The sequence below is a fragment of the Friedmanniella luteola genome, from assembly GCF_900105065.1.
In the GTDB taxonomy this organism is placed as follows: Bacteria; Actinomycetota; Actinomycetes; order Propionibacteriales; family Propionibacteriaceae; genus Microlunatus; species Microlunatus luteolus.
The window spans coordinates 931,117-956,328 of the sequence record NZ_LT629749.1 but is presented as its reverse complement, the minus strand read 5'-3'; the positions used below and the strand labels follow the sequence as shown (position 1 = coordinate 956,328).

Here is a 25,212-nt window from a genome sequence, read left to right as displayed (position 1 = left end):
CGACCGCCGGTGAGCCGCCGGGGACGGGCCGCGCTGGCGGCGGCGTCGCTCGTGCTGATCGCCGGCTGCACGGCGGGACCGGCGGGACCGGCGGGACCGGCGGGACCGGCGCCCGCCCCACGTCCGTCACCGGCTCCGGCGTCGGCGTCGGGGCCGGCGACGGCGGCCTACAGCACCGCCGACCCGGCGCCCGAGCCCACGACCACCAACACCCTGCCGCCCCCGCCCGCACCCAGCGGGCCCGCGCCCTCGACGGCCGGCGACCTGGCGGCAGCGGCTCTGCCCGTGCCGGCCGGCTGGCGGACCGTCGCGCTGGAGGGCAGCACCGAGGAGGGTTTCGAGGGCAACGGCAGCTGGGTGCACGCCCGGGACCCCCGCTACGCCGCCCAGGACGCGATCACCATCGGCTGCGCCGACGTGACCCGCGACGACTACCCCGACCCGGTGGCCGCCCTGGAGGGCAACTACACCGACGGCGACGGCGCGCCGGGGGTGGGGCTGGCCCTGGACTTCGCCGACGAGGCGGCCGCGGCCGCCTACTGGGAGCGCTACACCGCGCAGGTCGCGGCGTGCCGCACCCTGGACGAGCCGGTGCGGACCGCGCTGGTCGAGGGCCTGCCGGGTCTCGTCGACCGCCGCACCTACCCCGACGGCGAGTGGACCGAGGTCGGCCGGCGCAGCCGGGCGCGGGTCACCCTCGTCATCCTCAGCGACCCCGGCCACCGGATGAGCCGGGCGCAGGCCCGGCTCCTTCTCGACCAACTGGCCTGACCCGCCCGGACGGTGCGCGGCCCGCTCCCCAGGCCGGGCGCGGTCCTGCGCGCCGTCGCCGCTCTGTCCACTATTGGACATGTCCGACAGTGGACAACCCGGTTGCTTGAAGCGTCGGTTCGTGCTGCGTAGTGTTCTTCTCAGCGGGGCGAGGGGATGAACCCCCGAGCTTCCTCTCGCCCCGCCCTCCTCCGCCCGTCGGAGCTCCGCTCCGGACCGACGGGCCCCTGATCTGGCGTCTCTGGGGAGGGACAGCCTGCAGCCCCCGCCCGCCAGGCGGGGGCTGCGCCGTTCCCCGGACCCGGGCCCGCCGCTCAGCCGGCGCGTTCGAAGACGACGGCGCCCGTCGCGAGGTCGGCCGAGACCAGCCGCACCTCGATCTCCTGCCCGAGCGGCAGCCCCTCGCCCCGGACCCGGGCCTCGACGGCGGGGTCGGCGACCACCACGGTGCCGTGCCGCCGCTGCTCGTCTACGTCGACGACCGTGGCCGTGAACACTTCCCCGACCCGGGGCGCGAGGAGGACCACCTCGACGAGGTCCAGCACCGCCCGCTCGTACTTCTTGGCCCGGCGGTCGGCGACGGCCATCTCCTGCGGGAGCGCCGGCAGCGCCTCGCGCACCCAGCCCGGCACCGGGGTCCCGGCGCAGAGCGAGAGGCACACCTCGCCGACGTAGCGGTCGACCAGCCGGCGCAGCGGCGCCGTGCAGTGGGCGTAGTCGGTGGCCAGTGCGGAGTGCTCGGCGTCGGGCGGCACGTCGCCGTCGAACGCGCGGTAGCCCGCGCCGCGGAAGAGCGTGGTGCACGCGTTGAGCATGGCTGCGTGCGCGGGACGGGCGGGGTCGAGGCTCCGCACGAACTCGGGGTAGTCCAGCTCGGCCGGCCAAGTGATCCGCAGCGCCTTCGCGGTGGCCCGCAGCGTGCGCAGCGCCCCCGGGCCGGCCGGCGGCATGCTGCGGACGACGCCCACCTGGCCGTAGAGCATCAGGTGCGCGGCCGCCATCCCGGTGAGCAGCGAGATCTGCGCGTTCCAGCCCTCGACCGGCAGCGGGGCGCGGAACTCCAGCCGCCAGCCGCCCTCGTCCGGCACGATCTCCTGCTCGGGCAGCGGCAGGCTGACCCCGCCGCGCTCGCGCTCGCGCTGCTCACGCCAGCGGCCGACCTCCGCCAGCAGGGCGAGCGCCTCCCGCGGCGAGCCGCCGTCGATCTCGGCCTGCGCCTGGGCGTAGTCGAGCTGCTCGCGGCTGCGGACGCGGGCCCGGACCACCTCCGCGTCGGTCATCCGGCCGTGCGCGTCGAGCCGCAGCGTCCACAGCAGGGCCGGCCGCAGCTGGTCGGGCAGCAGGCTCGCCGCCCCCTCGCTGAGCACGGGCGGGTGCAGCGGGATCCGGCGGTCGGGGGCGTAGAGGGTCATCCCGCGGCGGTGGGCCTCGCGGTCGACCGGGTCGCCGGCCCGGACGAAGCCGGCGACGTCGGCGATGGCGTAGGAGACGACGAAGCCGTCCCCGTCCCGGGCGAGGTGCAGGGCCTGGTCCAGGTCCCGCGCCCCCGGGGGGTCGATGGTCACCAGCTCGAGGTCGGTGCGGTCCAGCGCGGGCAGCGACGCGGCGGCCACGGCGGCCTGCGCGGCGTCGACGACGTCCGCCGGGAAGGCCTCCGGCACCTCCAGCTCGGCCCGGATGCGGGCGAGGCCGGCGGCCAGCTCGGGCGGCACCACCCCGGGCAGGTCGACCTTGCGGGCAGGCATGGGCTGACCCTACAAGGACGGCCGCCCGCGCCGACCGGCGCCGGCGGCGACCGCGCCGGGGCTCAGAGCCCCGACTCGGCCGTCCGCACCAGGATCCGTCCGCACTCCTCGCAGCGCAGCACCTCGTCGGCCGGCGCCGCGGAGAAGCCCCGCAGGTCCGCGGCGTTGATGTCGAGCTGGCAGCCGGTGCACCGGCGCCGGCGGAGCTCGGCGGCGCCGACGCCGGAGTGGCTGGCGCCGATCTTGTCGTAGAGCGTCAGCAGCGCCGGCGGCAGGACGCCGGCGATCTCGTCCCGCACCTGCTGGCGGTCCGCGGCCTGGGCCGCGAGCTCACGCAGCTGGGTCGCCCGCTTGGCCTCGAGCGTGGCCAGCTGCCCGTCGATCTCCGCGGCCTCCCGGCGCAGCCGCTCCCGGTCGGAGGTGGCGGTCTCGAGCTGCTCCATGACGGCGAGCTCGGCCTCCTCCAGCGTGTCGATCCGCCGCTTGAGGTGGGCGACCTCGTCGACCAGCGAGCTGAGCGCCTTCGGGTCGGCGACGGAGCCGTCGGCGATCCGGTGCTGGTTGCGGTTCAGCCGCTCGCGGACCGGCTCCAGCTCGTTCTCCGCGCGGTCCTGGTCGCGCTGCAGGTCCGACACCGCGGTGTCGGCACCGACGAGGTCCGAGGCGAGCCGGCGGCGGGCGTCCTCCAGCCGGGCGATTTCGGCGTGCTCGGGCAGCGTGCGCCGCCGGTGCGCCAGCTGGGCGAGGGCGGTGTCGACCCCCTGCAGGTCGAGCAGGCGCTGCTGGTCCCCCTGGTCGGCTCTGATGGTGTGCTCCCTCCGTGCGCGGCGACCCGCACGGGTCCCGCTGGCCGCCCAGCCTATCCGCGGGGGTCCCGCGCCCGGGCAGCACCGCACGAGATCGTGGCGGTGCTCCCGGAATGAACCGGCGGATGGTGGAGTTCACCCATCAGGTCCACCTCCCCGGCTGCCGGGGACGAGGGCCACCTGCTCTCCTTGGTCACACCGTCGTGCGCCGTCAGACGAGCTCCCGAGCTCTACCGAAGGACGCCCGCATGACCTCCGTCGCCGAACCGCTGACCACCACCGACGCCGTCACCACCGCCGGCACGCCCGCCACCCGCTACGTGGGCCGTCGCTACCTCCAGCTCGTGCTGGTGCTGGGCGCGCTCAGCGCCATCGGCCCGCTGACCATCGACGCCTACCTGCCCGCGCTCCCGGCGCTCAGCGCGCAGATGGGTGCGACCGACTCGCAGGCGCAGCTGACCATCACCGGACTGCTGCTGGGCCTCGGCCTGGGCCAGCTGCTGGTCGGCCCGCTGTCCGACGCCGTCGGCCGCCGCAAGCCGCTCCTCATCGGGCTGGCGGCGCACGGGGTGACCTCGCTGCTCTGCGCGGTGGCCCCGTCGATCACCATGCTGGCCGTCACCCGCACCCTGCAGGGCCTGGCCGGTGCGGCCGTGGCCGTGGTCTCGATGGCCGTGGTCCGCGACCTCTTCAGCGGCATCAAGGCCGCCCAGCTGCTCTCCCGGCTGATGCTCGTCGTGGGCGTCGCGCCGATCCTGGCGCCGTCGATCGGCAGCGCGCTGCTGTCCTTCACCTCGTGGCGCGGGATCTTCGTCGTGCTCGCCGCGGTCGCCGTCGGCCTCTTCGTGCTGGCGCTGGTCGCACTGCCGGAGACGCTGCCCGTCGTGCGCCGCCAGCCGAGCAACGTCCTGGGCTCGCTGCGGGCCTACCGGGGGCTGTTCACCGACCGGCTGTTCGTGATCATGGTGCTGGTCTCCGGCCTGATGTTCGCCACCCTCTTCGCCTACATCTCGGGTGCGCCGTTCATCCTGCAGGAGCTGTACGGGCTCAGCCCGGCGCAGTTCGGGGTGGCCTTCAGCGCCAACGCCCTCGGCCTCGTCGTGATGACCCAGGTGAACCCGCTGCTCATCAAGCGCTACAGCCCGGTCCGGGTGCTGCTGGCCTCGGTCACCATCTCCACGGCCGGCGCCGCCGCCCTCGTCGTCACGACGGCGACCGGGTTCGGTGGCTTCCTCGGCTTCATGGTGCCGCTGTTCTTCGTGGTCTCGGCCGCCGGCCTGTCGTTCCCGAACGCCCCGGCCATCGCGCTGAACCGGCACGGCGAGGCGGCCGGCAGCGCCGCCGCCCTGCTGGGGTCGGCGCAGTTCATGATCGGCGGGGCCATCGCCCCTCTGGTCGGTGCCCTGGCCAACGGCACCCCGGTGCCGATGGCGGGCGTCATCCTGGGGGCCAGCACGCTCGCCCTCGTGCTGTTCCTGACCGCCCGGCGCGCGCTGGACTCCGTCTCCTACGAGTGACGTGCCAGCCCGCCCCCTGAGCCCGCAGAACGCCGGGTCTCAGGGGCGGGCGTTCCAGCGCTCGAGGGCCGGCTGACCCTTCTCCTCGCCCAGCACCGAGACGGTGCTGGTGTCCAGGGGGAAGTGCACGCCGAGGGTGAGGTCGAAGCCGAGCCAGCGCATCGCCAGCGCCCGCAGGCTGTGGCCGTGGGCGAAGCAGATGGCCCGCTCGACGCCGGAGTCCCGGACCCGCTGGACGACGCGGTCGAGCCGGTCCGCGACCTGCTGGGCCGTCTCCCCGCCCGGGGCCGGGTGGCTCCAGATGGTCCAGTCCGGCACGTCCTCCTGGATCTCCGGGCTCGTCAGGCCCTCGTAGTCGCCGTACGCCCACTCCGCCAGGTCCTCGTCCAGCCGCGGCTCGTGGGCGCCGGTGAAGCCGGCCAGCGCGGCGGTGTCGCGGGCGCGGCGGCGGGGGCTCGACAGCACCAGCCCGAAGTCCGCGGGGTGGAGGTGCCCGACCAGCGCTTTCGCCTGCTGCTCACCGCGCTCGGTCAGCGGCAGGTCGGTCACCGACGTGTGCCGGCCGTTGGCGCTCCACTCGGTCTCGCCGTGCCGGACGACGTACAGCTCGGTCACCGGGCCACCGCTGCCGCCATCGGCAGCCGGCCGTCGCGGACCGACCAGCGGCCGCCGGACGCCCAGCGGTCGAGGATGGCCCGCTGGAGGCTGGTCTCCCGGGGCAGCGCAGCCCGGTCCACCACCCCGCGACGGGCGAAGCAGAAGAACAGCGCGTCGTCGTCCCCGGGCATGGGCTCACCGTACAGGCGCCACCGGGACTGGAAACGGGCCATGTTCGACGCCGGGTCGAGGGCGGCGGCCAGGGCCGGGTCGAGCAGCCAGCTGCGGCACCAGAAGTCCGTGACCGGGCGGTCGGGGAAGTGCGTCGGGAAGAACTCCGCCGCCCGGGCGAACGACGCGTCGACGGCCGCCGGGTCCAGCGGCCCGGAGCGCGGGATGTGGGTGGAGCAGACCCGGCCCTCCGCCAGCACCTCGAGGTTGAACTGCAGCCGGCCCAGCCAGTACAGCGAGCCGCTCCAGGTGTGCGCCAGCCAGCCGTGGGTGTGCAGGCCGAACACCCCGAAGGTCAGCCGGTGCACGAGCAGCTGCTGTCCCAGCTCGCGCAGGGTGGCCGCGCTCACGTCGTCGGGGACGCCGCGGCTGCGGTGGAACGCGACCAGGTCGGGCTCGGTGACGACCAGCGCCCACAGGGCCAGCACGCCGACGCCGTACCGGTCGGCGTCCCCGTCGTAGCCCGGGAACGGGTCGCGGTCGGGCTCCCCCGGGAAGCGGCCCACCGTCCGCCGCAGCGCCTCCGCCAGCCGGTCCACCTCGGCCACGGCGGCGGGGTCGCGGGCGACGACCGCGGCGCTGCGGACGGCGTCGGCCACGTCGTCCGGGCGCAGCCCCAGGCGGGCCAGCCGGTCGTCCAGATCGGGGGCGTCGAGCACCGTGCGCGCGTCCTGCATCCGCCCACCCTAGGGACGCCTCAGCCGGCGCCCGTGACCGGGACCGGCGTCGGGGCTGGTGCGATGATGAGCGCCATGAGCGACCGCCAGCCCACCCTGCCCAACCGCCAGACCCCGTTCTCCGAGGCGTTCAAGCAGTTCATCGCCCAGGGTTGGGCCCCGCACGACCCGGTGCTGCCGGCACCGCTGCCCGCGGCCGGGCCCGCCCGCGCCCGGCGCGACGCCGTCAGCGCCCAGTTCCCGGGCGAGCGCCTGGTGGTGCCGGCCGGTGGGCTCAAGATCCGCTCCAACGACACCGACTTCCGGTACCGGCCGCACTCGGCCTTCGCCCACCTGACGGGACTGGGCACCGACCGCGAGCCCGACGCCGTCCTGGTGCTGGAGCCGACGGACGCCGGGCACGAGGCCACGCTGTACTTCAAGCCGCGCGCCCCACGCGACTCCGCCGAGTTCTACGCCGACGCCCGCCACGGCGAGATGTGGGTGGGCAAGCGGCCCTCCCTGGAGGAGCTGGCCGCCCTCTGCGGGGTGGACTGCGCCCCCGTCGAGGAGCTGCCCGACCGGATCCGCAAGGACGCCGGCACGATCCCCGTCCGGGTGGTGACCGGGGTCGCCGACGGCGAGCTGGCCGAGGTGCTGGCCGAGATCCGGGCCGGGCTCGACGCCGAGGCCGCCGAGGCCGTCGCCGCCGCCGACACCGAGCTGGTCGTCGCCCTCAGCGAGCTGCGGCTGACCAAGGACGGCTACGAGATCGAGCAGATGCGCGAGGCGTGCCGGCAGACCGCCGACGGGTTCGCCGCCGTCGTGGCCGACCTGCCCGAGGCGGTCCGCCGCGGCCGGGGCGAGCGCTGGGTCGAGGGCGTCTTCGGGCTGCACGCCCGGCACGTCGGCAACGCGGCCGGCTACGACACCATCGCCGCCTCCGGCGAGCACGCCTGCACGCTGCACTGGATCCGCAACGACGGCGACCTCCGCCCGCAGGACCTGCTGCTGCTCGACGCCGGCGTCGAGCTCGACAGCCTCTACACCGCCGACGTGACCCGCACGCTGCCCGTCTCGGGCACCTTCTCCCCCGCCCAGCGGCGCGTCTACGAGGCCGTGCTGGAGGCCCAGGAGGCCGGGATCGCGGCGGCGCAGCCGGGCGCGACGTTCTCCGACGTGCACAAGGCGGCCGTGGCCGTCATCGCCCGGCACCTGGAGGCGTGGGGTCTGCTGCCCGTGACGGCGGAGGAGTCGCTCGGCGAGGAGGGTGGCCAGCACCGCCGGTGGATGGTGCACGGCACCTCCCACCACCTGGGGATCGACGTCCACGACTGCGCGCAGGCCCGCAACGAGCGCTACCGGCAGGGGACGCTCGAGGCCGGCATGGTGCTGACCGTCGAGCCCGGGCTCTACTTCAAGGGCGACGACGAGCTGGTGCCCGACGAGCTGCGCGGCATCGGGGTCCGGATCGAGGACGACATCCTCATCACCGCGGACGGCAACGAGAACCTGTCCGCCGGCCTGCCCCGGACCGCCGACGACGTCGAGGCCTGGATGGCCGACGTGTGGGCGGGGCGCCGGGCCTGACCGCCGGCCGTCCCCCTCAGCGGCGCCAGGCGCGGAGGATGCCCTGCTCGCGCTCGACGAAGTCGGCCGCCTCCGTGGAGCCGGCGGCCTCGGCCGCGCGCCAGGTGTCGTGCGCCGTCTCCACCGCGGGCCGGAAGGCCAGCCCGGCCGCCGCGGCCCGGCGCGAGTCGACCGCGTCCTGGCAGATCTGGTCCTCCGGGTACCAGAGCGGCCGGTCCTCCTCGTCGACGTCGATCAGCTGGCCGCGGAGCAGCTTCTCGTGCGGGACGACGACCAGCTCGACGTCGTCAGGTCCGGCCCCGACCGCCTCCAGGCACGCCCGGAGCACCTCCGCCAGGGTGTCCGGCCGGCCCGGGCCGACGGTGTTGAACGTGCCGCCCCGGCCCGCCTCCAGCATCGCCGTCGACCACCGGGCGATGTCGCGGGCGTCGGAGTACTGCACGGTCCGCGACGGGTCGCCCGGCACCAGCACCCGGCGCGGGAGCCGGCCGTCGCGGGCCCCGGCGAGCCGCAGCGGCCAGTAGCTGAAGCGGGTGGTCCGGGGGCCGACCATGATCCCGACCCGCGGGAACAGCGCGACGCCGTCGAACTCCTCGGTGACCGCGGCCTCGCCGGCGAGCTTGGCCAGCGAGCGCTCCTGCAACCGGTCGGTGCCCGGCTCGACGCCCGCCGCGCGCACGGGCGCGTCCTCGTCCGGCACGGCCGGCCCGCCCGGTGCGTAGACGCTCATCCCGGACACGTAGGCGTAGCCGCCGACCGCCCCGGACAGCAGCCGGGCCGTCGTGCGGAGGGCGGGTGCCCCGGGCGTCGTGTCGTTGAAGGTGTCGAAGACGCCGTCCCACTCCCGGCCCCGGAGCGCCGACAGGTCGCCCTGCCGGTCGCCCTGCAGGACCTCGACGCCGTCGACCGGCGCCGTCCCGGAGCGGCTGAGGACGGTGACCTCGTGACCGGCGGCCAGCGCCTCCGCGACCGCGTGGTAGCCCAGGAACCCGCCGCCACCCAGGACCAGCAGCCGCATCAGTCGTCCCACCCGGCGACCGGGGCGCCGGTGACGGCCGCCTGCCGCAGGTCGTCGTCGGAGAAGAGCGGGTAGGGGAACGCCGGCTCCGGCGCGCTGGCACGGTCCAGCCGGGAGGTCTGCTCGGGGCTCAGCTCCACCTCCAGGGCCGCGACGTTCGCGGTCAGCTGGTCCTCGGTGCGGGCCCCGACCAGGACGGTGCCGACGCCCGGCCGCCGGGTCAGCCAGGCCAGCGCCACCTGCGCCGGCGGGCGCCCGACCTCGGCCGCGACCTCCCGCAGCACGTCGAGGACGGCGAAGTTCCGCTCGGTGAACTTGGAGTCGCCGAACGGGTTGGGCCCGCCGAGGCGTCCGTCCGCGGGCTGCGGCGGCGTGCCCCGCTCGTACTTGCCGGCGAGGAAGCCGCCGGCCAGCGGGCTCCACGGCACGACGCCCATCCCCAGCGCGCGGGCGGCCGGCACGTGCTCGCGCTCCACCGTGCGCTCGACGAGGGAGTACTCGACCTGCAGGCCCACCGGAGCGGGCAGCCCGTGGGCCTGCGCCAGCGTGGCGACCCGGGTGGCGAACCAGGCGGGCAGGTCCGAGAAGCCGTAGTAGCGGATCTTGCCCGCCCGCACGAGGTCGGTGAGGGCCTGCAGCACCTCCTCGGCGGGGGTGACCCGGTCCCAGACGTGCAGCCAGTAGAGGTCGACGTAGTCGGTGCCGAGCCGGCGCAGCGACCCCTCCAGGGCCCGGACCAGGTTCTTGCGGCCGGCCCCGCCGGCCAGCGGGTTCGCCCCGTCGGACCGGAAGCCGTACTTGGTGGCCAGCACCACCCGGTCCCGGAGACCGCGCTCGGCCAGCAGCCGGCCGAGCAGCTCCTCGCTGCGGCCGCCGGAGTAGACGTCGGCGGTGTCGACGGCGTTGCCGCCCGCGTCGACGTAGGCGTGCAGGATCCGCGCGGACGCGTCGTCGCCCGAGCCCCAGTCGTCGTTGCCGAGCGTCATGGCGCCGAGGGTCAGCGGGCTGACGGGGAGGCCGGACCGGCCGAGGGTCCGCAGGGAGGTCAGGGGCACGGGCCGATCGTGCCACCGGGCACCGCACCGGACCAGGTCGGGCCGTGACCGCCCTCGACGCGGTGCCGGCGGTTCAGGCCCGGTCGTCCCCGTCCGCGGCGACCACGGCGTCCGCCTCGATCTCGACCAGCAGCGCCGGGTCGATCAGCCGGGAGACCTCGACCATCGTGGCGGCGGGCCGGATGTCGGCGAACACCTCGCCGTGCACCTGCCCCACCTCGGGCCAGCGGTCGATGTCGGTCACGTAGATCCGGGTGCGGACGACGTCGGACAGCCGCGCGCCGGCCTGCTCGAGGGCCAGCGCGACCCGGCGCAGCGCCTCCCGGGTCTGGGCGGCGACGTCGTCGCCCCCGACCGCTCCCCCGCCGTCGGCAGCGGCCGTGGTCCCGGCGACGAGCACGAGGTCGCCGACGCGCACGGCGCGGGAGTAGCCGACGACGTCCTCCCAGGGCCCGCCGGAGGAGACCAGGCGCCGTCCGCTCATCCGGTCACCGTGCTCGTGGTCCTGGTCGCCTACTCGAAGGCGGCCGCGCGGGCGCCGGGCAGTTTCAGCAGCATCTCCCGCGCCTGGGCGGCGGCCTTGTGCTCGCAGAGCACCTCGTACTTGGTGGCGACGGTCTGCGTCACCGAGGTGAAGTCCCGTCGACCCCGCGACATGGCGTAGCCGATGGCGGCGAAACCCATGCCGAGCAGGACCCCGATGGCCAGCGACGACAGCAGCAGCACCAGGAAGCTCTGCACACCGGGCACGAAGATCAGCAGCACCAGGGCGACCAGCAGACCGGTGGACACGCCGGACTGGACCCCGCCCAGCAGGACGGTGCTCCAGGTGCGCCGGCCCAGCACCCGCTCGACCGACTTCAGGTCGGTCCCGACGATGGCGAGGTTCTGCACCTCGAACTTCTCGTCGGCGAGGTAGTCCACGGCCTTCTGCGCGTCGGCGTAGCTGGAGTAGATCCCGACCGACTGGGGGAACTGCAGCTCGAAGATCGAGCCGAGGGTGCGTTGCTGCGGGATGCTCATGGGCTCTCCAGGCTTCGAGGGAGTGCGAGGGGTCGACCCCTCGGGGGCACTGCGGCTGTCCGCACCAAATCTAGCCCCCGCACCAGGAGCGCAGCGAGATCAGGATGGCCCCGGGGGCCAGGAGCCCCGTCGCGTCCGCGTGGAGCGAGGACAGACCCCTCAGCGCCAGCCCGCCAGGGTCACGACGAGGGTGTTCTCCACCGGTCGCGGGGAGGCGCCGCGGTGGTTGCTGATCATGGCGAAGACGTAGCGCCGGCCGTCGCGGCCCCGGACGTACCCGCTGAGCGCGGTGACCCCGGTGAGCGTGCCGGTCTTGGCGTGGGCGTTGCCGGCCGCCCGGGTGCCGTTCATCCGCGCCCGCAGCGTGCCGCCGACCATCCGGCGGCGGTCCCCGGCCACCGGCAGCGCCCGGTCGAAGGCGGCGAACCACGGCTCCCGCCGCACCTTGACCAGGGTGGTGGCCAGCGCGCGGGCGGTCACCGTGTTGCGCCGGGTGAGGCCGGAGCCGTCGGTCAGCGCGACCCCGCGCATCGGCACGCCGAGGCTGCGCAGGTAGGCCCTGGTGATCTTGAGCCCGGCCGGCCAGCTGCCCGGCCGGCCGGACCGGGCCGCCATCGCCTTGGTCAGGGCCTCGGCGTGCATGTTGTTGCTCAGCTTCAGGAAGGGCACGAGGAGGTCCGACAGCTTCATCGAGGTGTCCCGGGCCAGCCGGGTCCGCTGGCTGGTCAGGGCGGTGACCACCAACGTCTCGCCCTCGACGGCGACGCCGGCCCTGGCCAGCTCGGCGCGGAACACGGCGGCCGCGTACAGCTCCGGCCGGTGCACCGTGATCAGCGTGCTCGCCCGGCCGCGGCCCAGCGGCACCCGGCCCGAGACGGTGATCGTGCCCGAGCCGTGGCTCCGCCGGGCCGAGAACGTGCTGGAGCTGGAGGAGGAGCCGGTCGTCGTCTTGTTGACGATCTTCACGTACCGCGCCGCCGACGCCGGCGTCGTGGTGATCCTGGCCTTGCCGCCGCGCTGGCCCGGCGCGTAGTTCACCAGGACCGTCCCCGCGTCGAGGTCGGCGTTCGGCGCCACCGTGAGCGCGGAGATCTCCGCCGCGTAGTAGTCGTCGGCGTAGCCGGTGGACCAGCCGGGGTTGTAGCGCTGCGCGTCGAAGAAGGTGACGTCCACGGCGAGCGGCCCGGCGACCCGGGTGATGCCCGCCTTCCGCACCTGCCGGGCGAGGGAGCGGTAGTCCTGCTCCCGGGTCGTCGGGTCGCCGTAGCCCTTGAGGTAGAGCCGGCCCCGGACCGTGCCCTTGACCACCGGGCCGCGGCGGAAGACCTCGGTCGTGAAGCGGTAGGACGGGCCGAGCGTGTGCAGCGCGGCGGCGGCGGTCAGCGACTTGGTGTTCGAGGCGGGGATCAGCGCCCGGCCGCCGGAGCGGTCGTACAGCGTGGCCCCGCTGGTGGCGTCGAGCACCACCGTGGCGCTGGACGCCTGCCGGACGCGGGAGTCCGACATCACCGCGGTGAGCTTGCGCGCCAGGGCCGGGTCGGGCGAGGCGGCGGCGGCCGGGGTGGCGGTGCCGGCAGCCAGGGCCACCGCGGCCGCCCCGGCGACGAGCACGGCGAGCAGCCGGCGCGCGCCGGCACGGGTGGGCGGGGACGGACGGCTGGTGCGCACGGACACTCCTGTGGTCGACCCCGAGGGCCCTCACGGTATCCAGGGGTGTCAACCCCGTCGCCGCCCGGCGCAGGCCGGCCGGCCCGCGCCGGCTACTCGACGTCGACGCAGAACTCGTTGCCGTCGGGGTCGGCCAGCACGTCCCAGCGGATGTCGTCGTCCGCCGCCCGCAGCAGGGTGGCGCCGGCCGCGAGGGCGTCGCGGGTGTCGCCCCAGAGGTCCCAGTGGATGCGGTTCTTGACGGTCTTCGGCTCCGGGACGACCTGGAACACGAGGTCCCACGGCATGCCCGGGACCCCCTCCAGCCAGCAGAAGTCGCCGCCGTCGGCCGGGTGCTCCACCCCGACGCCGAACAGGTCCCCCCACCAGCGGGCGATCCGCTCCGGGTCGGGGCTGTCGACCGCCAGCTCGTACAGCCGGTACCGCGGCAGCCGGTCAGGTTCCCGGACGAACGCGCACAGCTCGCCGCCCTCCGGGTCGGTCATCAGGGTCCAGCGGAAGCTGTCGGCGTCGACCACCTGCGCCCCCAGCCCGACGAGGTCGTCGACCGCGCGGACGTGCACGTCGAGGTGCACCCGCTGCTTCACCGTGACCGGCTCCGGCACCTGGTTCACCCACAGCGTGTGCTCGGGCACCCCGTCGACCAGCAGCGCGTTGTCCCCGCGCCGCTCCGCCGCCAGGCCCAGGGCGCTGGCCCAGAACCCGCTCATCCGGCCGGCGTCCACGGCGTCGACGCACAGGTCCTTGTACCGCAGCCGTCCGGCCGGCACCTCAGTGCGACTCACGGCTCACCTCCGATCCGCTCCGGCCGACCAGGAAGTCGAGATCGGCCCCGCGGTCAGCCTGCAGCACGTGGTCGACGTAGAGGCGCTCCCACCCGCGGAGCGGCTGGGCGTAGGCGGCGGTGGAGGCCTCGGACGGCAGCCGCGCCGCCCACACGTCCGGGTCCACCTCGGCGTCGAGCGTCCGGGCCGGCACGTCGAGGACGACGACGTCGCCGGTCCGCAGCCGGCCCAGCGGCCCGCCGGCCGCCGCCTCGGGTGCGACGTGCAGCACCACCGTCCCGTAGGCGGTGCCGCTCATCCGGGCGTCGCTGATCCGCACCATGTCGCGGACCCCCTGCTGCACCAGCCGGCGCGGGATGGGCAGGTTGCCCACCTCCGGCATCCCGGGGTAGCCGCGCGGTCCGCAGCCGCGGAGCACCAGCACCGAGTCGGCGGTGACGTCCAGGTCGGGGTCCTCCAGGCGGGCGTGCGCGTCCTCGATGCTGTCGAAGACGACGGCCGGCCCACGGTGCACCAGCAGCGCCGGTGACGCGGCGGCGGGCTTGATGATCGCGCCGTCGGGCGCCAGGTTCCCGTGCAGCACGGCGATCCCGGCCGCCTCGATCAGCGGGGCGTGCCGCGGGGTGATGACGTCGGCGTCCCAGACGGGCTGGTCGGCCAGGGTGTCGACGAACCGCTCGCCCGTCACCGTCACCGCCTCCGGTGCCAGCAGGTCCGCGACCTCCGCCAGCGCGGCCCGCAGCCCGCCGGCCCGGTGGAAGTCGTCCATCAGGTGCCGGCCCGAGGGCTGCAGGTCGACCAGCAGCGGCACGGCGTGGCCGATCCGGTCGAAGTCGTCCAGCTCCAGCGGGACGCCCAGCCGGCCGGCCAGGGCCAGCAGGTGCACGACGGCGTTCGTCGAGCCCCCCACCGCGGCCAGCGTGACGATGGCGTTGTGGAAGGCCGCGGCGCTCAGCACGGCGCTCGGCCGGTGGTCCCGGTGCACCAGGTCGACGGCCAGCCGGCCGGTCGCGTGGGCGAGGGTCAGCAGCCGGGCGTCCGCGGCCGGGGTGCCCGCGAAGCCGGGCAGGGTCATGCCCAGCGCCTCGGCCAGGCAGGCCATCGTCGACGCGGTGCCCATGGTGTTGCAGTGGCCCTTGCTGCGGATCATCGACGACTCCGAGGCCGTGAACTCGCGGGCGGCGAGCGTGCCCGCCCGGACCTCCTCCGACAGCCGCCAGACGTCGGTGCCGCAGCCGAGCGGCTGGCCCCGGAAGGTGCCGGTCAGCATCGGGCCGCCCGGCACGACGACGGCCGGCAGGTCCACCGACGCCGCCGCCATCAACAGGGCGGGGATCGTCTTGTCGCAGCCGCCCAGCAGCACGACGCCGTCGACCGGGTTGGCCCGCAGCATCTCCTCGATGGCCATGGCTGCCAGGTTGCGCCAGAGCATCGCGGTCGGGCGCACCAGCGTCTCCCCCAGCGACATCACCGGCAGGTTGTGCGGCACCCCGCCGGCCGCCCAGACTCCGGCCTTGACCGACGCCGCCACCTCGTCCAGGTGGGCGTTGCACGGGGTGAGGTCGGAGGCGGTGTTGGCGATGGCGATGTGCGGGCGGCCGTCGAAGGAGTCCTCCGGCGTGCCCCGCCGCATCCAGGCCCGGTGGATGTAGGCGTCCCGGACGTTGCCGCCCGCGTCGCTGTACCAGGCGTCGCTGCGCATCCCCGCACCCTAGTGGGGTCCGGGCCGGTCCGGGGCGGCCGGCACGACGACCGCCGGGCCCCGGCGTCGGGACCTCGGCCGGCACCGTGCCCCGGCGCGGCCCCTAGGATGCGCGCATGCGGGCCCTGCTGATGACCGCCCCTGGCCGGGCCGAGGTGGGCGAGGTGCCCGCGCCGCGCGCCCACGGCGGTGAGGTCGTGGTCGAGGTGGAACGGGCCGGCGTCTGCGGCACCGACGTCGAGCTCTTCCACGGCAGCCTGGCCTACATCGCCGACGGGGCGACCCGCTACCCGATCCGGCCCGGCCACGAGTGGTGCGGCCGGGTCCGCGCGCTGGGCGCCGGCGTCGACCGCGGCTGGCTGGGCCGCCGGGTGGTCGGCGACACCATGCTGGGCTGCGGTCGCTGCGCGCGCTGCCGGGCCGGCCGTCACCACGTCTGCGCGGACCGGACCGAGATCGGCGTCCGCGGTGACCAGCCCGGTGCGCTGGCCGAGCGGCTGGCCCTGCCCGCGTCGGCCCTGCACCCCATCCCGGAGGAGCTGACGCCGGCGGCCGGCGCCCTGGTGGAGCCGGGCGGCGGCGCGCTGCGGGCCGTCCGCGCCGCGCACCTCGAGGGCGGCGAGCGGGTCCTGGTGCTGGGCGCGGGGACGATCGGGCTGCTGGCCGCCGCCTTCGCCGCTGTGCACGGGGCCTCGGTGGTGGTGGCGGACCCGCGGCCGGAGGCGCTCGCCCTCGCCGCCCGTTTCGGGGCGGAAGGCGTCGACCCCGCCGACCTCACCGAGGAGTCGGCCTTCCGCGCGGTCATCGACGCCAGCACCGGCGCTCCCAGCCCGGCGGCGGCGGTCCGGCTGGCCGAGCCCGCCGGCCACGTCGTGCTGATCGGGCTCGCGGCCACCCCCAGCACGCTGGACAGCCGCGACCTCGTCTACAAGGACCTGCGGGTGACGGCGGTGCTCGGCGCCTCCTCCGGGCTCGAGGGCGCGATCGCCTGGTACACCGCCGGCGAGGTCGTGCCCGACCCGCTCGTCGCGGCCGTGGTCGGGCTCGACGGCGTGCCCGCGGTGCTGGCCGGCGAACGGCCGGCCGGTGCCGGGCCGGGACCCAAGGTGCACGTCGACCCGCACCGGCGGGCCTGACGCGCGGCCGGGTCCGGGCCGTTCCGGGGGCACGGTCGCGGCTGGTTGATAATCGTCGCGTGGCACCCTCCAGCGCGACCTCGGTCTTCATCTCCCGCATCCGGGGTCTGCCGGTGCTCGACGGGGCCGGGGACCAGGCCGGGAAGGTCCGCGACGTCGTCATCCAGCGGCGGGCCGCCGGCCGACCGCCCCGGGTGAAGGGCCTGGTCGTCGAGTCCTTCGCCAAGCACCGCATCTTCGTCCCGATGGCCTGGATCACCCGCGTCGACGCCGTCCAGGTGGTCATCACCGGACCGGTCAACACCCGGCGCTTCGAGCGCCGCGAGTCCGAGATGCTCGTCATCGACGACCTGTTCGACCTCACCGTCCAGCGGCTGGACCAGCCCGGCCCGGCCGTGATCTTCGACGTGGCGATGCGCTCCGTGCGCAGCCACGACTGGGTGCTGTCGGAGGTGGCGCTGCGCGAGGTGGTCAAGGCGTCGCGCTTCGCCCGGCGCGGGCACACCGCCATCGTCGACTGGTCCGAGGTCGACATGCTCCGGGTGGAGCACGCGCAGGGCACCGAGCAGCTCATCGCGGCGATGGAGGACATGAAGCCGGCCGACGTGGCCCGGGAGCTGCACGACATGTCCCCGGAGCGGCGGACCGAGATCGCCTCGGCGCTGGACGACGGCCGGCTCGCCGACGCGCTCGAGGAGCTGCCGGAGGACGAGCAGGTCGCGCTGATCACCGTGCTCGACACCGACCGGGCCGCGGACGTGCTCGAGGAGATGGACCGGGACGACGCCGCGGACCTGATCGCCGAACTGGCCCCCGAGCTGGCCGAGATCCTGCTGGCCCGGATGGAGCCCGAGGACGCCAAGGACGTCCGCCGGCTGCTCAACTACGCCGAGTTCACCGCGGGCGGGATGATGACGCCCGAGCCCCTCGTCCTGCCGCCGGACGCGACGGTCGCCGAGGCGCTGGCCCGCGTCCGGGACGCCGAGCTGACCCCGGCGCTGGCCTGCATGGTCTACGTCTGCCGCTCGCCGCTGGAGACCCCGACCGGCCGCTTCATCGGCGCCGTGCACTTCCAGCGGCTGCTCCGGGAACCTCCCTCGACCCTGGTGTCGTCGCTCCTCGACAGCGACCTGGAACCGCTGACGGCGGCGGCGAACCTGCACGAGGTGAGCCGCTACTTCGCCACCTACAACCTGGTCAACGCCCCGGTCATCGACGCCGAGCACCGCTTGATCGGTGCGGTCACCGTCGACGACGTGCTGGACCACGTCCTGCCCGAGGACTGGCGCGGCACCCAGCTGGACTCCCAGTCCGCCGTCAGCCCCGCCGCCGGCCGCGAGGTGAGCCGTGGCCAGGGCTGACCGGGCCTCGCAGCGCCTCAACACCCCCGGGGCCCGGCGCCGGTTCGAGCTGCCGAGCATGGACTTCGACCGGGACGCCTTCGGCCAGTTCGCGGAGGGCTTCGCCCGGTTCATGGGCACGGCCCGCTTCCTGGCCTGGATGTCGGTCATCGTCGCCGTCTGGGTGCTGTGGAACGTGCCGATCGGGCCGGACCGTCCCCGGTTCGACCCCTTCCCCTTCATCTTCTTGACCCTGGTGCTGTCGTTGCAGGCCTCCTACGCGGCGCCGCTGATCCTGCTGGCGCAGAACCGTCAGGAGGCCCGGGACCGGGTGGGCCGTGACGCCGACCGGGAGCAGGCGGCGCAGAGCCGGGCCGACATGGACTTCCTGGCCCGGGAGATCGCCAGCCTGCGGAACTCGGTCGGCGAGCTGGCCACCCGCGACTACGTCCGCTCCGAGCTGCGGTCCGAGCTGCGGTCGATGCTGGCCGAGCTGGACGCCGCGGAGGACGGTCGCGACGGCCACCAGGGCCGGCTGAGCAGTCCCACCCACCCGGACCGGCGGGAGCGCTGACGACGCTCGCCTAGGCTGGGGGGCATGCTCGACGCCCAGACGCCTGTTCTCGACCACCCCCTGCTGCCCCCGGTCCGCGAGGCCCTCACCCGCGTCGACGACCCCGAGATCAAGAAGCCGATCACCGAGCTCGGGATGGTGGCCGCGGTCGAGGTGGACGCCGCCGGTCACGTCCGCGTCGAGGTGCTGCTGACGGTGTCGGGCTGCCCGATGAAGGACACGCTGACCCGTGAGGTCACCGCTGCGGTGTCCGCCGTCGAGGGCGTCACCGGGGTCCGGGTGGACCTCGGGGTGATGAGCGACGCGCAGCGGGTGGCGCTCCGCGAGCAGCTCAAGGGTGGCCAGACCGACCGCGAGATCCCGTTCGCCCTCCCCGGCTCGCTGACCAAGGTGATCGCCGTCGCCTCGGGCAAGGGCGGCGTCGGCAAGTCCTCGGTGACGGTCAACCTCGCCCTGTCGCTGGCCGCGGCCGGGCGGAGCGTCGGGCTGCTGGACGCCGACATCTACGGCCACTCGGTGCCGGCCATGCTCGGCATCGCCGACGCCAAGCCCACCTCGGTGGAGGACATGATCCTGCCGGTGCCCAGCCAGGGGCTCAAGGTGATGTCGATCGGCATGCTCAAGCCGCGGCGCGACCAGGTGATCGCCTGGCGCGGGCCCATCCTCGACCGCGCGCTCACCCAGATGCTGGCCGACGTGTACTGGGGGGACCTGGACTACCTGCTGCTGGACCTGCCGCCCGGGACCGGTGACGTGGCCATCTCGCTGGGCCAGAAGCTGCCGAACGCCGAGGTCCTCGTGGTCACGACGCCGCAGGCCGCGGCCGCCGAGGTGGCCGAGCGGGCCGGCACGATGGCGTCGATGATGAACCAGCGCGTGATCGGCGTGGTGGAGAACATGTCCTACCTGGCCGTCACCTGCCCGCACTGCGGGGAGGAGCAGCGGCACGAGGTCTTCGGCCACGGCGGTGGCCAGGACACCGCCGACGGGCTCACCACCCGGCTGGGCTACGACGTCCCGCTGCTGGCGCAGATCCCGCTCGACCCCCGGCTGCGGGCGGGCGGCGACGAGGGCCTGCCCGTCGTCAGCACCGCCCCCGACCAGCCGTCGGCGCGGGCGCTGGCCGAGCTGGCCACCGGGCTCGACCGGCGCGGTCGCGGCCTGCTGGGCCGCCAGCTGGGGCTCGCCCCCGCCGGTCGCTGACGACGGCTCCGCCCGGCTCCCGGGAGTCCCGGGGCGGGCGGTCCGGCTCAGGTCGCGTCGGAGTCGAACGGGGTGAGCACGCGGGCCGGGCCGGCCGCGGCCCCGGCCATCTCCGGCTCCTCGCCCTTGACGCCGTTGATCGCGTCGGCGACGTCGGAGGGCTCCCCGCTCACCGTCGCGGACACGTCGCTGATCTCGGCCTTGACGTCGGCGACGATGGGCTGGACGTCGTCCAGCAGGTGCTTCTGGATGAACGACTTGGGGTTCAGGTCCCGCAGGTCCACGTCCTCGAACCCGGGGCCCAGCTCCTTGGTGATCTGCTCCTGGGCGGTGCCGGCGATGGTCCGGACGTACTGGACGACGCGGGCCGCCTTGCGGGCCAGGTCGGGCAGCCGGTCGGGGCCGAACAGCACCACGGCGATGACCAGCAGGAGCAGGAACTCGGGCCCGTTGATGTCGAGCAGCATCGGCGTCATGCTCACCCCTCCTTGCTGCCCAGCGTGACCCTGGCCGACCGGTCGGCCGAGCCGCGAGTGTAGTCGAGCACGACCGCCTGGCCCGGCCGTCGCGTGCGGATCGTGACGATCAGCTCCTCCATGGTCCGCACCCGCTGGTCGTCGATCCGGGTGACCACGTCCCCCTGCCGCAGCCCCGCGTCGTCGGCGGGGCCGCCGGACTCGACGGTCTGCAGCTGGACGCCCGAGCTGGTGTCCTGCACGGTCGCCCCGATGACGGGGTAGCTGGCCTTGCCCTTCTCCGCGAGCTGCCGGCCGATCTGGCGGGCCTGGTCGACGGGGATGGCGAAGCCGAGCCCGATGTTGCCGGTCTGGCCCTGGCTGGACCCGAGGGTGAGGATCGCGGAGTTCACGCCGATCACGCGTCCGGCGGCGTCGACCAGCGGCCCGCCCGAGTTGCCGGGGTTGATCGGGGCGTCGGTCTGGATGGCGTTGATGTAGGCGGTCGGGGCGTCGGCGTCCGAGCCGCCGTTGACGACGACGGGCCGGTCCTGCGCGCTCACGATGCCCTGGGTGACGGTGCCGGGCAGGCCCAGCGGGGCGCCGACCGCGATGACCGGCTGGCCCACCTCGATGGCCTCGGAGTCACCGAACGGCAGCGGCTCGAGGTCCTCGGAGGCCCGGACCTTGATGACGGCCAGGTCGTAGGAGGGGCTGCGGCCCACCAGGGTGGCGTTCTGCCGACGGCCGTCGGAGAAGACGACGCGGATCCGGTCGCCGTCGGCGGCCCCGGCCACGACGTGGTTGTTGGTCATGATCCGGCCGGCGGTGTCGAGCACGAACCCGGACCCCGTCGAGCTGCCGGTCTGGATCATCACGGTGCCGGGCAGCACCCGCTTGGCGACCTCGACGGTGTCCGCCTGGGCCGGCGGCGCCGGCAGCGGGCGGGCGCTGCCGCTGGTGCCCGGGTCGGCCGGGGCGCTGGTCGCGACCGTCGGGCCGGCCGTGCCGCGGCCGGCGAGCAGCGAGCCGCCGTAGCCGGCCGCACCGCCGACCAGCAGGGCGGTCAGGGCGGCGAGGGCGAGGACCGGCCACAGCCGGCTGCGGCGCCGGGCCGCAGGGCCGGGGAGCGCCGTCGAGCCGGCGCCCGCTGGTGGGGAGAACGGCGGCGGCGGCCCCCAGGCCTGCGGACCGGACGAGGACGGCGGACCCCACGGGGGCGGTGCTGCGGCGTAGGGGGACGGCACGGGAGCCTGGGTCGGCTGGGTGTCGAAGCCGGGCCCGCGCGGCGTCCAGGCGTCCGGGCGGCTCCACTCCCCCACCGGCAGCGGTGCGGTGTCCGCGCCGGCGTCGGTGTCGGCGTGCGGGTCGGTCGCGGCGGTCTGCGGCGTCGCGCCGGGCAGCGGCGGCGGGGCCGGCTCCGGGGCGGGCGGGCGGCCGAACGGGGCCCAGTACTGCTCGTCGGGAGGCGGACCCTGCGGTGCGGGGTCTCCGGGGCGGGGGCCGCCGGAGCTGCTGCCCGGCGGGGTGTTCTCGCCCAATGACCTAGCCCTTCATGTCGGCCAGCAGCGTTCCCCAGCCCTCGCGGATGCGCCCCATCGTAGTGCGCTCCTGCGACGGCTCGTGGGGCAACGAGGCCACGGCGGCGGCCAGCAGGGTGCTGGGTCCGTCGGTGGCCACGGTGAAGACCCGGTCCCCCGACTGCCAGCTGGCCAGGCTGGCCGGACCGGTCCGGGTCCAGGCCCCGAGGGTGGTGTCCCACGACGAGCCGTCCGGTCCGGTGGCGAGGGCGCCGCGCTGCTCGTGCACGCTCACGGTCGAGACGCCGTCGCTGTAGACCAGGTGCACCGCACCCGGCTCGGCCGCCCCGTCGCTGCGCAGCCGGACGAGCGCCAGCCCGGCCAGCCGCTCGTCGCAGGACCAGCCCTCCTGGGCGAGCGCGGGCGCGTTCGAGAGGGTCAGCGTCGTGCTGGCCGCGACCACACCGGCACGCTGGGGCAGGGGGGCCAGCTCCGCGGCGGGCGGGTCCACCTCGACCACGGCGAAGCCGGCCGCGACCAGCGGCCCACCGTCCGCGTCGAACGTCTGCTGGGCCAGCAGCAGGCCGGTGGCCTCGTCGACCCACCAGCGGGCGGCGGGGGTGCCGTCAGCGCGGGTGGCCTGGACGACGGCGGCGGGGCGGCCCGCGGCCTGCCCGTCGGACCAGCCCTCGAGCCGGTGGTGGGAGGCCAGCAGGTCCACGGCGCTGTCGTCGGGCAGCCGACCCGGTCCTGGGGCGGGGGTCGTGCTGCTCGCGACCGCGTCGCCGTCGGCGTCGAGGACCTCGGCGGTGCTGCCCTGGCCCGGCACGGCACGGACCAGGACGGTCGCGGCCACGGTCCCGGCGGCGCTGCGGGAGCGGACGTCCTGGACGCCCCGGTAGCCGACCTGGTCGACCGCCCGCAGGGCGCGGCGGAGCACGCCGGCCGCGGTGACGGCGTCGATGGTGCGGCTCCCGGTGACGGCCGGCGCCCGCCCGCCGACCGGGGCGCGACCGGTGAGGTCGGCCGGGTCGGCGCTGACCACCGCACCGACGGCCGGGTCCACGAGCGGGAGCTGGGCGAGGGTGGCGCCGAGGTCGGCCTGCGCCCGCACCGCCGGGTCGGCGACGGGGGTGAGGGCTGCGGCGGGCGCGGCCACCCAGCCGAGGGCACCGGCCCCCACGACACTGGTGCCGACGGCGAGCGCGGCGGCCGCACGGAGACGGCGGACCCGGCGACGGCTGGTCAGCGTGCCGCGGCGGGTGCGGCGGAAGGGCCGGCACCACAGCGGCGCCCGCGCCTCCGCGCCGGCGATGAGGACCAGTCGCTGCGCGAGGTCGTGCGGGGCCTCGGACGAGGTCCGGCGCCGCAGCGACTCCCGGAGCCGACGGAGCTCGGCGACGTCGTCCCGGCAGGGGGTGCAGTGCACCAGGTGCACGAGCAGCCGCTCCCGGCGCGCGGGCGGCAGCGAGCCGTCGACGAGCGCGGAGCGGTCCTCGGCGAGGGGACGGCAGGGCCGGCGGGTCACCCGACGCGCTCCCGTTCCGCCCGGCCGCGACGCTCGCCGCGGGCCGGTGCGGCCTCGCCCCGCTCCACCTCCACACCGAGGTACCGGCCGCGCTCCCCGGTGGGGCGGCGGTGGGCCAGGGCGGCGCGGAGCTGCGAGCGCCCGCGGTGGATGCGGCTGCGGACGGTGCCGATCTTGATGTCGAGGACCTCGCTGATCTCGTCGTAGCTCAGCCCCTCGATGTCGCAGAGCACGACGGCCGCCCGGAAGTCCGGGGACAGCGCGGCCAGGGCGGCGGCGACGTCGTGGTCGAGGTCGGCGTCGGCGAGCTGCTCGGACGGGGTGGGCCAGCTGCTGGGCAGCCGCTCCTCGGAGCCGTCGGCCATGCCGTCGAAGCGGATCTTCTGCCGGCGGCGGGCGCCGTCCAGGAAGAGGTTCGTGGTGATCCGGTGGATCCAGCCCTCGAAGGTGCCGGGCTGGAAGCGGTGCAGGGAGCGGAAGACGCGGACGAAGACGTCCTGCGTCAGGTCCTCGGCGTCGTGCGCGTTGCCGGTCAACCGGTAGGCCAGGCGGTACACGCGGGCGCTGTGGTCGCGGACGACCTCCTCCCAGGTGGGCGGGGTCCAGACGGGTGGCTCGGCGTCGGAGGTCGCGTCGACCGGCGGCTGCCACTGCTCCGGGTCGGGAGCGGGCCACTGAGCCATGGGGACGACCTCCTTGCGGCCGGGACGGCCACGTTCGGGCCTTCCAGTCTGACCCTCGTTCCTGGCATCCCGCTGGCCGAAGCCTGTGAACGACCTGTGCACCCGTCCCACCTCCCGGTGGCAGAACGCCGTCCAGGACCGGGGCGTTCCCGTCCCCCGCGGTGTCGGTGCCCGGTGGGACGATCTTCCCGCTCGGCGGCCGGCGTCGCCACCCTGCCGCGCGCCGGGCGGAGCCCGTCCCCCACGTCACACCCCGTCGGTGGACTTCACACCCCGGGCAACGGGGGCGGGGACCACCGCAGGGGTGTGAAGTGGGGGACGGACCGGGGCGGGGCGGGGGGGTGGGGCGGGGCGGGCACTGACGGGGGCGACGCGGCGTCGAGCGGGGCGTGGGCGCCGCCCGGGGTCAGACCGGCAGGCCGGCAGCCTCGAGGGCGCGGGCGAGGGCGGCGGTCTCCTCGGCGGTGGCGGGCACCAGGGGCGCGCGCAGGCCGCCGACGGGACGGCCCTGCAGGGCGAGCCCGGCCTTGACGAGGATGACGCCCTGGGTGGCGAAGACGCCGGTGAAGATCGGCAGCAGGCGGCGGTGCCACGCCAGCGCGCCGGCGACGTCCCCGGCGAGGTAGGCCTCGATCATCGCCCGGGTGCCCAGCGCGCTGAAGTGGGTCGAGGTGCCGACGACGCCGACGGCCCCGACCGCGAGCAGCGGGAGGGTCATCGGGTCGTCACCGGAGTAGTAGGCCAGGCCCGTGGCCGCGACCACGGCCGAGCTGGCGACCGGGTCGCCGGTGGCGTCCTTGACCGCGATGACGCGCTCGTGCTCGGCCAGCCGCAGCAGGGTGTCGCGGGCCAGCGGGACGGCGGCGCGGCCAGGGTGGTCGTACAGCATGACGGGCCGGTCGGTCGCGTCGGCGACGGTCCGGAAGTGCTCCAGCAGCCCGGCCTGCGGCGGACGCGAGTAGTACGGCGTGACGACGAGCAGGCCGTGCGCGCCCACCTCGGCGGCCTGCCGGGCCAGCTCGACGGTGTGCGCGGTGGAGAAGGTGCCGACCCCCGTCAGGACGGAGGCCCGGTCGCCGACGGCGTCCAGGACGACGCGGAGCAGCTCGGCCTTCTCGGCGTCGGTGGTGGTCGGGGACTCCCCCGTGGTGCCGCTGATGACCAGCCCGTCGTTCCGCAGGTCGTCGACGAGGTAGGTGGCCAGCGCGGCGGCCGCGTCCAGGTCCAGGGCGCCGTCGGCCCGGAAGGGCGTCACCATGGCGGTCAGCAGACGGCCGAACGGCGGCGTAGGCATGGTCGTCATCCTAGGGTCAGCGCACCCCGGCGGGGTGGAGCCGCTCAGCGCCCGTCGGGGGCGATGACCACCAGCGGGTCGCCGTCGTTCACCACGTCACCGGCGGCGACGACGATCTCCGCCACCGCGCCGGACACCTCGGCCAGCACCGGGATCTCCATCTTCATCGACTCGAGGATGACCACCGGGTCCTCCGCGCTCACCCGCTGGCCGACGGCGACCTCCACCTTCATCACGGCGGCCACCAGCTCGGCGACGACGGTATGGCTCATGAGCCCCATCGTAGGGTGAGCGACGCCTCGTCCGGACCGCCCG

The 25,212-nt window shown here is 75.5% G+C and carries 24 protein-coding genes; 7 read left to right on the top strand and 17 right to left on the bottom strand.

Translation table 11 applies throughout. The features are described from left to right. The first annotated feature begins 9 nt into the window (after nt 1-9). Nucleotides 10-771 (top strand): hypothetical protein, encoded by a 762-nt coding sequence (locus BLT72_RS04505; protein ID WP_091410543.1) that lies wholly within the window; start codon nt 10-12, stop codon nt 769-771. Between the two features lie 314 nt (nt 772-1,085). On the opposite strand, the gene BLT72_RS04500 is transcribed toward BLT72_RS04505, so the two are convergent. Both BLT72_RS04500 and BLT72_RS04495 read right to left on the bottom strand, forming a co-directional pair. Continuing rightward, nucleotides 1,086-2,516, bottom strand: coding sequence for an RNB domain-containing ribonuclease (locus BLT72_RS04500; RefSeq protein ID WP_091410541.1), 1,431 nt, complete (start codon nt 2,514-2,516; stop codon nt 1,086-1,088). Between the two features lie 62 nt (nt 2,517-2,578). Next, nucleotides 2,579-3,412, bottom strand: a complete 834-nt coding sequence (locus tag BLT72_RS04495) for a zinc ribbon domain-containing protein (protein WP_091410539.1) — start codon at nt 3,410-3,412, stop codon at nt 2,579-2,581. Between the two features lie 158 nt (nt 3,413-3,570). Between BLT72_RS04495 and BLT72_RS04490 the strand changes: the two genes are divergently transcribed. Next, entirely contained in the window at nt 3,571-4,839 is a 1,269-nt protein-coding gene (locus BLT72_RS04490; protein ID WP_091410537.1) for a multidrug effflux MFS transporter, read from the top strand. A gap of 39 nt (nt 4,840-4,878) precedes the next feature. Here the strand turns inward: BLT72_RS04490 and BLT72_RS04485 are convergent, their stop codons facing one another. Both BLT72_RS04485 and BLT72_RS04480 read right to left on the bottom strand, forming a co-directional pair. Beyond that, entirely contained in the window at nt 4,879-5,454 is a 576-nt protein-coding gene (locus BLT72_RS04485; RefSeq protein WP_091410535.1) for a histidine phosphatase family protein, read from the bottom strand. Beyond that, nucleotides 5,451-6,344: an acyltransferase domain-containing protein gene (locus tag BLT72_RS04480; RefSeq protein WP_091410533.1), complete on the bottom strand. Its 894-nt coding sequence runs from the start codon at nt 6,342-6,344 to the stop codon at nt 5,451-5,453. The genes BLT72_RS04485 and BLT72_RS04480 overlap by 4 nt, the downstream gene beginning before the upstream one ends. Before the next feature lie 75 nt (nt 6,345-6,419). On the opposite strand from BLT72_RS04480, the gene BLT72_RS04475 reads away from it, so the two are divergent. Beyond that, the gene (locus tag BLT72_RS04475; RefSeq protein ID WP_091410530.1) at nt 6,420-7,913 is read left to right on the top strand and encodes an aminopeptidase P family protein; all 1,494 of its coding nucleotides are present in this window, start codon (nt 6,420-6,422) and stop codon (nt 7,911-7,913) included. A 16-nt stretch (nt 7,914-7,929) separates the two neighbouring features. Here BLT72_RS04475 and BLT72_RS04470 read toward each other — a convergent pair whose 3' ends face one another. The 7 genes from BLT72_RS04470 to BLT72_RS04440 form a co-directional block, all read right to left on the bottom strand. Next, a complete protein-coding gene (locus BLT72_RS04470) occupies nt 7,930-8,931 on the bottom strand; it encodes a Rossmann-fold NAD(P)-binding domain-containing protein (RefSeq protein ID WP_091410527.1) in 1,002 nt (333 codons plus the stop codon). Then, nucleotides 8,931-9,986, bottom strand: a complete 1,056-nt coding sequence (locus BLT72_RS04465) for an aldo/keto reductase (RefSeq protein ID WP_091410524.1) — start codon at nt 9,984-9,986, stop codon at nt 8,931-8,933. The genes BLT72_RS04470 and BLT72_RS04465 overlap by 1 nt, the downstream gene beginning before the upstream one ends. A 73-nt stretch (nt 9,987-10,059) precedes the next feature. After that, nucleotides 10,060-10,470, bottom strand: coding sequence for a RidA family protein (locus BLT72_RS04460; RefSeq protein ID WP_091410522.1), 411 nt, complete (start codon nt 10,468-10,470; stop codon nt 10,060-10,062). Nucleotides 10,471-10,499: 29 nt separating this feature from the next. Next, nucleotides 10,500-11,009, bottom strand: coding sequence for a YflT domain-containing protein (locus tag BLT72_RS04455; protein WP_091410520.1), 510 nt, complete (start codon nt 11,007-11,009; stop codon nt 10,500-10,502). A 159-nt stretch (nt 11,010-11,168) separates the two neighbouring features. Then, nucleotides 11,169-12,677 (bottom strand): D-alanyl-D-alanine carboxypeptidase/D-alanyl-D-alanine endopeptidase, encoded by a 1,509-nt coding sequence (gene dacB / locus BLT72_RS04450; protein WP_091410518.1) that lies wholly within the window; start codon nt 12,675-12,677, stop codon nt 11,169-11,171. 92 nt (nt 12,678-12,769) lie between these two features. Further along, nucleotides 12,770-13,462 (bottom strand): VOC family protein, encoded by a 693-nt coding sequence (locus tag BLT72_RS04445; RefSeq protein WP_231930327.1) that lies wholly within the window; start codon nt 13,460-13,462, stop codon nt 12,770-12,772. Next, a complete protein-coding gene (locus BLT72_RS04440) occupies nt 13,449-15,164 on the bottom strand; it encodes an IlvD/Edd family dehydratase (RefSeq protein WP_091410517.1) in 1,716 nt (571 codons plus the stop codon). Before BLT72_RS04440 ends, BLT72_RS04445 begins: the two co-directional genes overlap by 14 nt. A gap of 116 nt (nt 15,165-15,280) precedes the next feature. On the opposite strand from BLT72_RS04440, the gene BLT72_RS04435 reads away from it, so the two are divergent. The 4 genes from BLT72_RS04435 to BLT72_RS04420 are packed head-to-tail and all read left to right on the top strand — an operon-like array spanning nt 15,281 to nt 19,417. Beyond that, nucleotides 15,281-16,300 (top strand): zinc-dependent alcohol dehydrogenase, encoded by a 1,020-nt coding sequence (locus BLT72_RS04435; RefSeq protein ID WP_091410515.1) that lies wholly within the window; start codon nt 15,281-15,283, stop codon nt 16,298-16,300. 59 nt (nt 16,301-16,359) lie between these two features. Further along, nucleotides 16,360-17,661 (top strand): magnesium transporter MgtE N-terminal domain-containing protein, encoded by a 1,302-nt coding sequence (locus BLT72_RS04430; RefSeq protein ID WP_091410512.1) that lies wholly within the window; start codon nt 16,360-16,362, stop codon nt 17,659-17,661. A 58-nt stretch (nt 17,662-17,719) separates the two neighbouring features. Further along, a complete protein-coding gene (locus tag BLT72_RS04425; protein WP_091416683.1) occupies nt 17,720-18,214 on the top strand; it encodes a DUF1003 domain-containing protein in 495 nt (164 codons plus the stop codon). Between the two features lie 24 nt (nt 18,215-18,238). Beyond that, nucleotides 18,239-19,417 carry an Mrp/NBP35 family ATP-binding protein gene (locus tag BLT72_RS04420; RefSeq protein ID WP_091410510.1) on the top strand — a complete coding sequence of 393 codons (1,179 nt, stop codon included), beginning with the start codon at nt 18,239-18,241 and terminating at the stop codon, nt 19,415-19,417. Nucleotides 19,418-19,464: 47 nt separating this feature from the next. Here BLT72_RS04420 and BLT72_RS04415 read toward each other — a convergent pair whose 3' ends face one another. The 6 genes from BLT72_RS04415 to BLT72_RS04390 all read right to left on the bottom strand — a co-directional run bounded on the left by BLT72_RS04415 (nt 19,465) and on the right by BLT72_RS04390 (nt 25,169). Beyond that, a complete protein-coding gene (locus BLT72_RS04415) occupies nt 19,465-19,893 on the bottom strand; it encodes a sec-independent translocase (protein WP_091410508.1) in 429 nt (142 codons plus the stop codon). Nucleotides 19,894-19,895: 2 nt separating this feature from the next. Then, the gene (locus BLT72_RS04410) at nt 19,896-21,413 is read right to left on the bottom strand and encodes a S1C family serine protease (RefSeq protein ID WP_091410506.1); all 1,518 of its coding nucleotides are present in this window, start codon (nt 21,411-21,413) and stop codon (nt 19,896-19,898) included. Between the two features lie 4 nt (nt 21,414-21,417). Further along, nucleotides 21,418-22,920: a zf-HC2 domain-containing protein gene (locus BLT72_RS04405; protein ID WP_091410504.1), complete on the bottom strand. Its 1,503-nt coding sequence runs from the start codon at nt 22,918-22,920 to the stop codon at nt 21,418-21,420. Continuing rightward, complete coding sequence (gene sigE / locus BLT72_RS04400; RefSeq protein ID WP_091410502.1) at nt 22,917-23,603, bottom strand: RNA polymerase sigma factor SigE; 687 nt, start codon at nt 23,601-23,603, stop codon at nt 22,917-22,919. Before sigE ends, BLT72_RS04405 begins: the two co-directional genes overlap by 4 nt. Before the next feature lie 406 nt (nt 23,604-24,009). Beyond that, nucleotides 24,010-24,897, bottom strand: a complete 888-nt coding sequence (gene dapA / locus BLT72_RS04395) for a 4-hydroxy-tetrahydrodipicolinate synthase (protein ID WP_197677199.1) — start codon at nt 24,895-24,897, stop codon at nt 24,010-24,012. A 44-nt stretch (nt 24,898-24,941) separates the two neighbouring features. Continuing rightward, a complete protein-coding gene (locus BLT72_RS04390; protein WP_091410497.1) occupies nt 24,942-25,169 on the bottom strand; it encodes a biotin/lipoyl-binding carrier protein in 228 nt (75 codons plus the stop codon). Between the last annotated feature and the right edge of the window lie 43 nt (nt 25,170-25,212).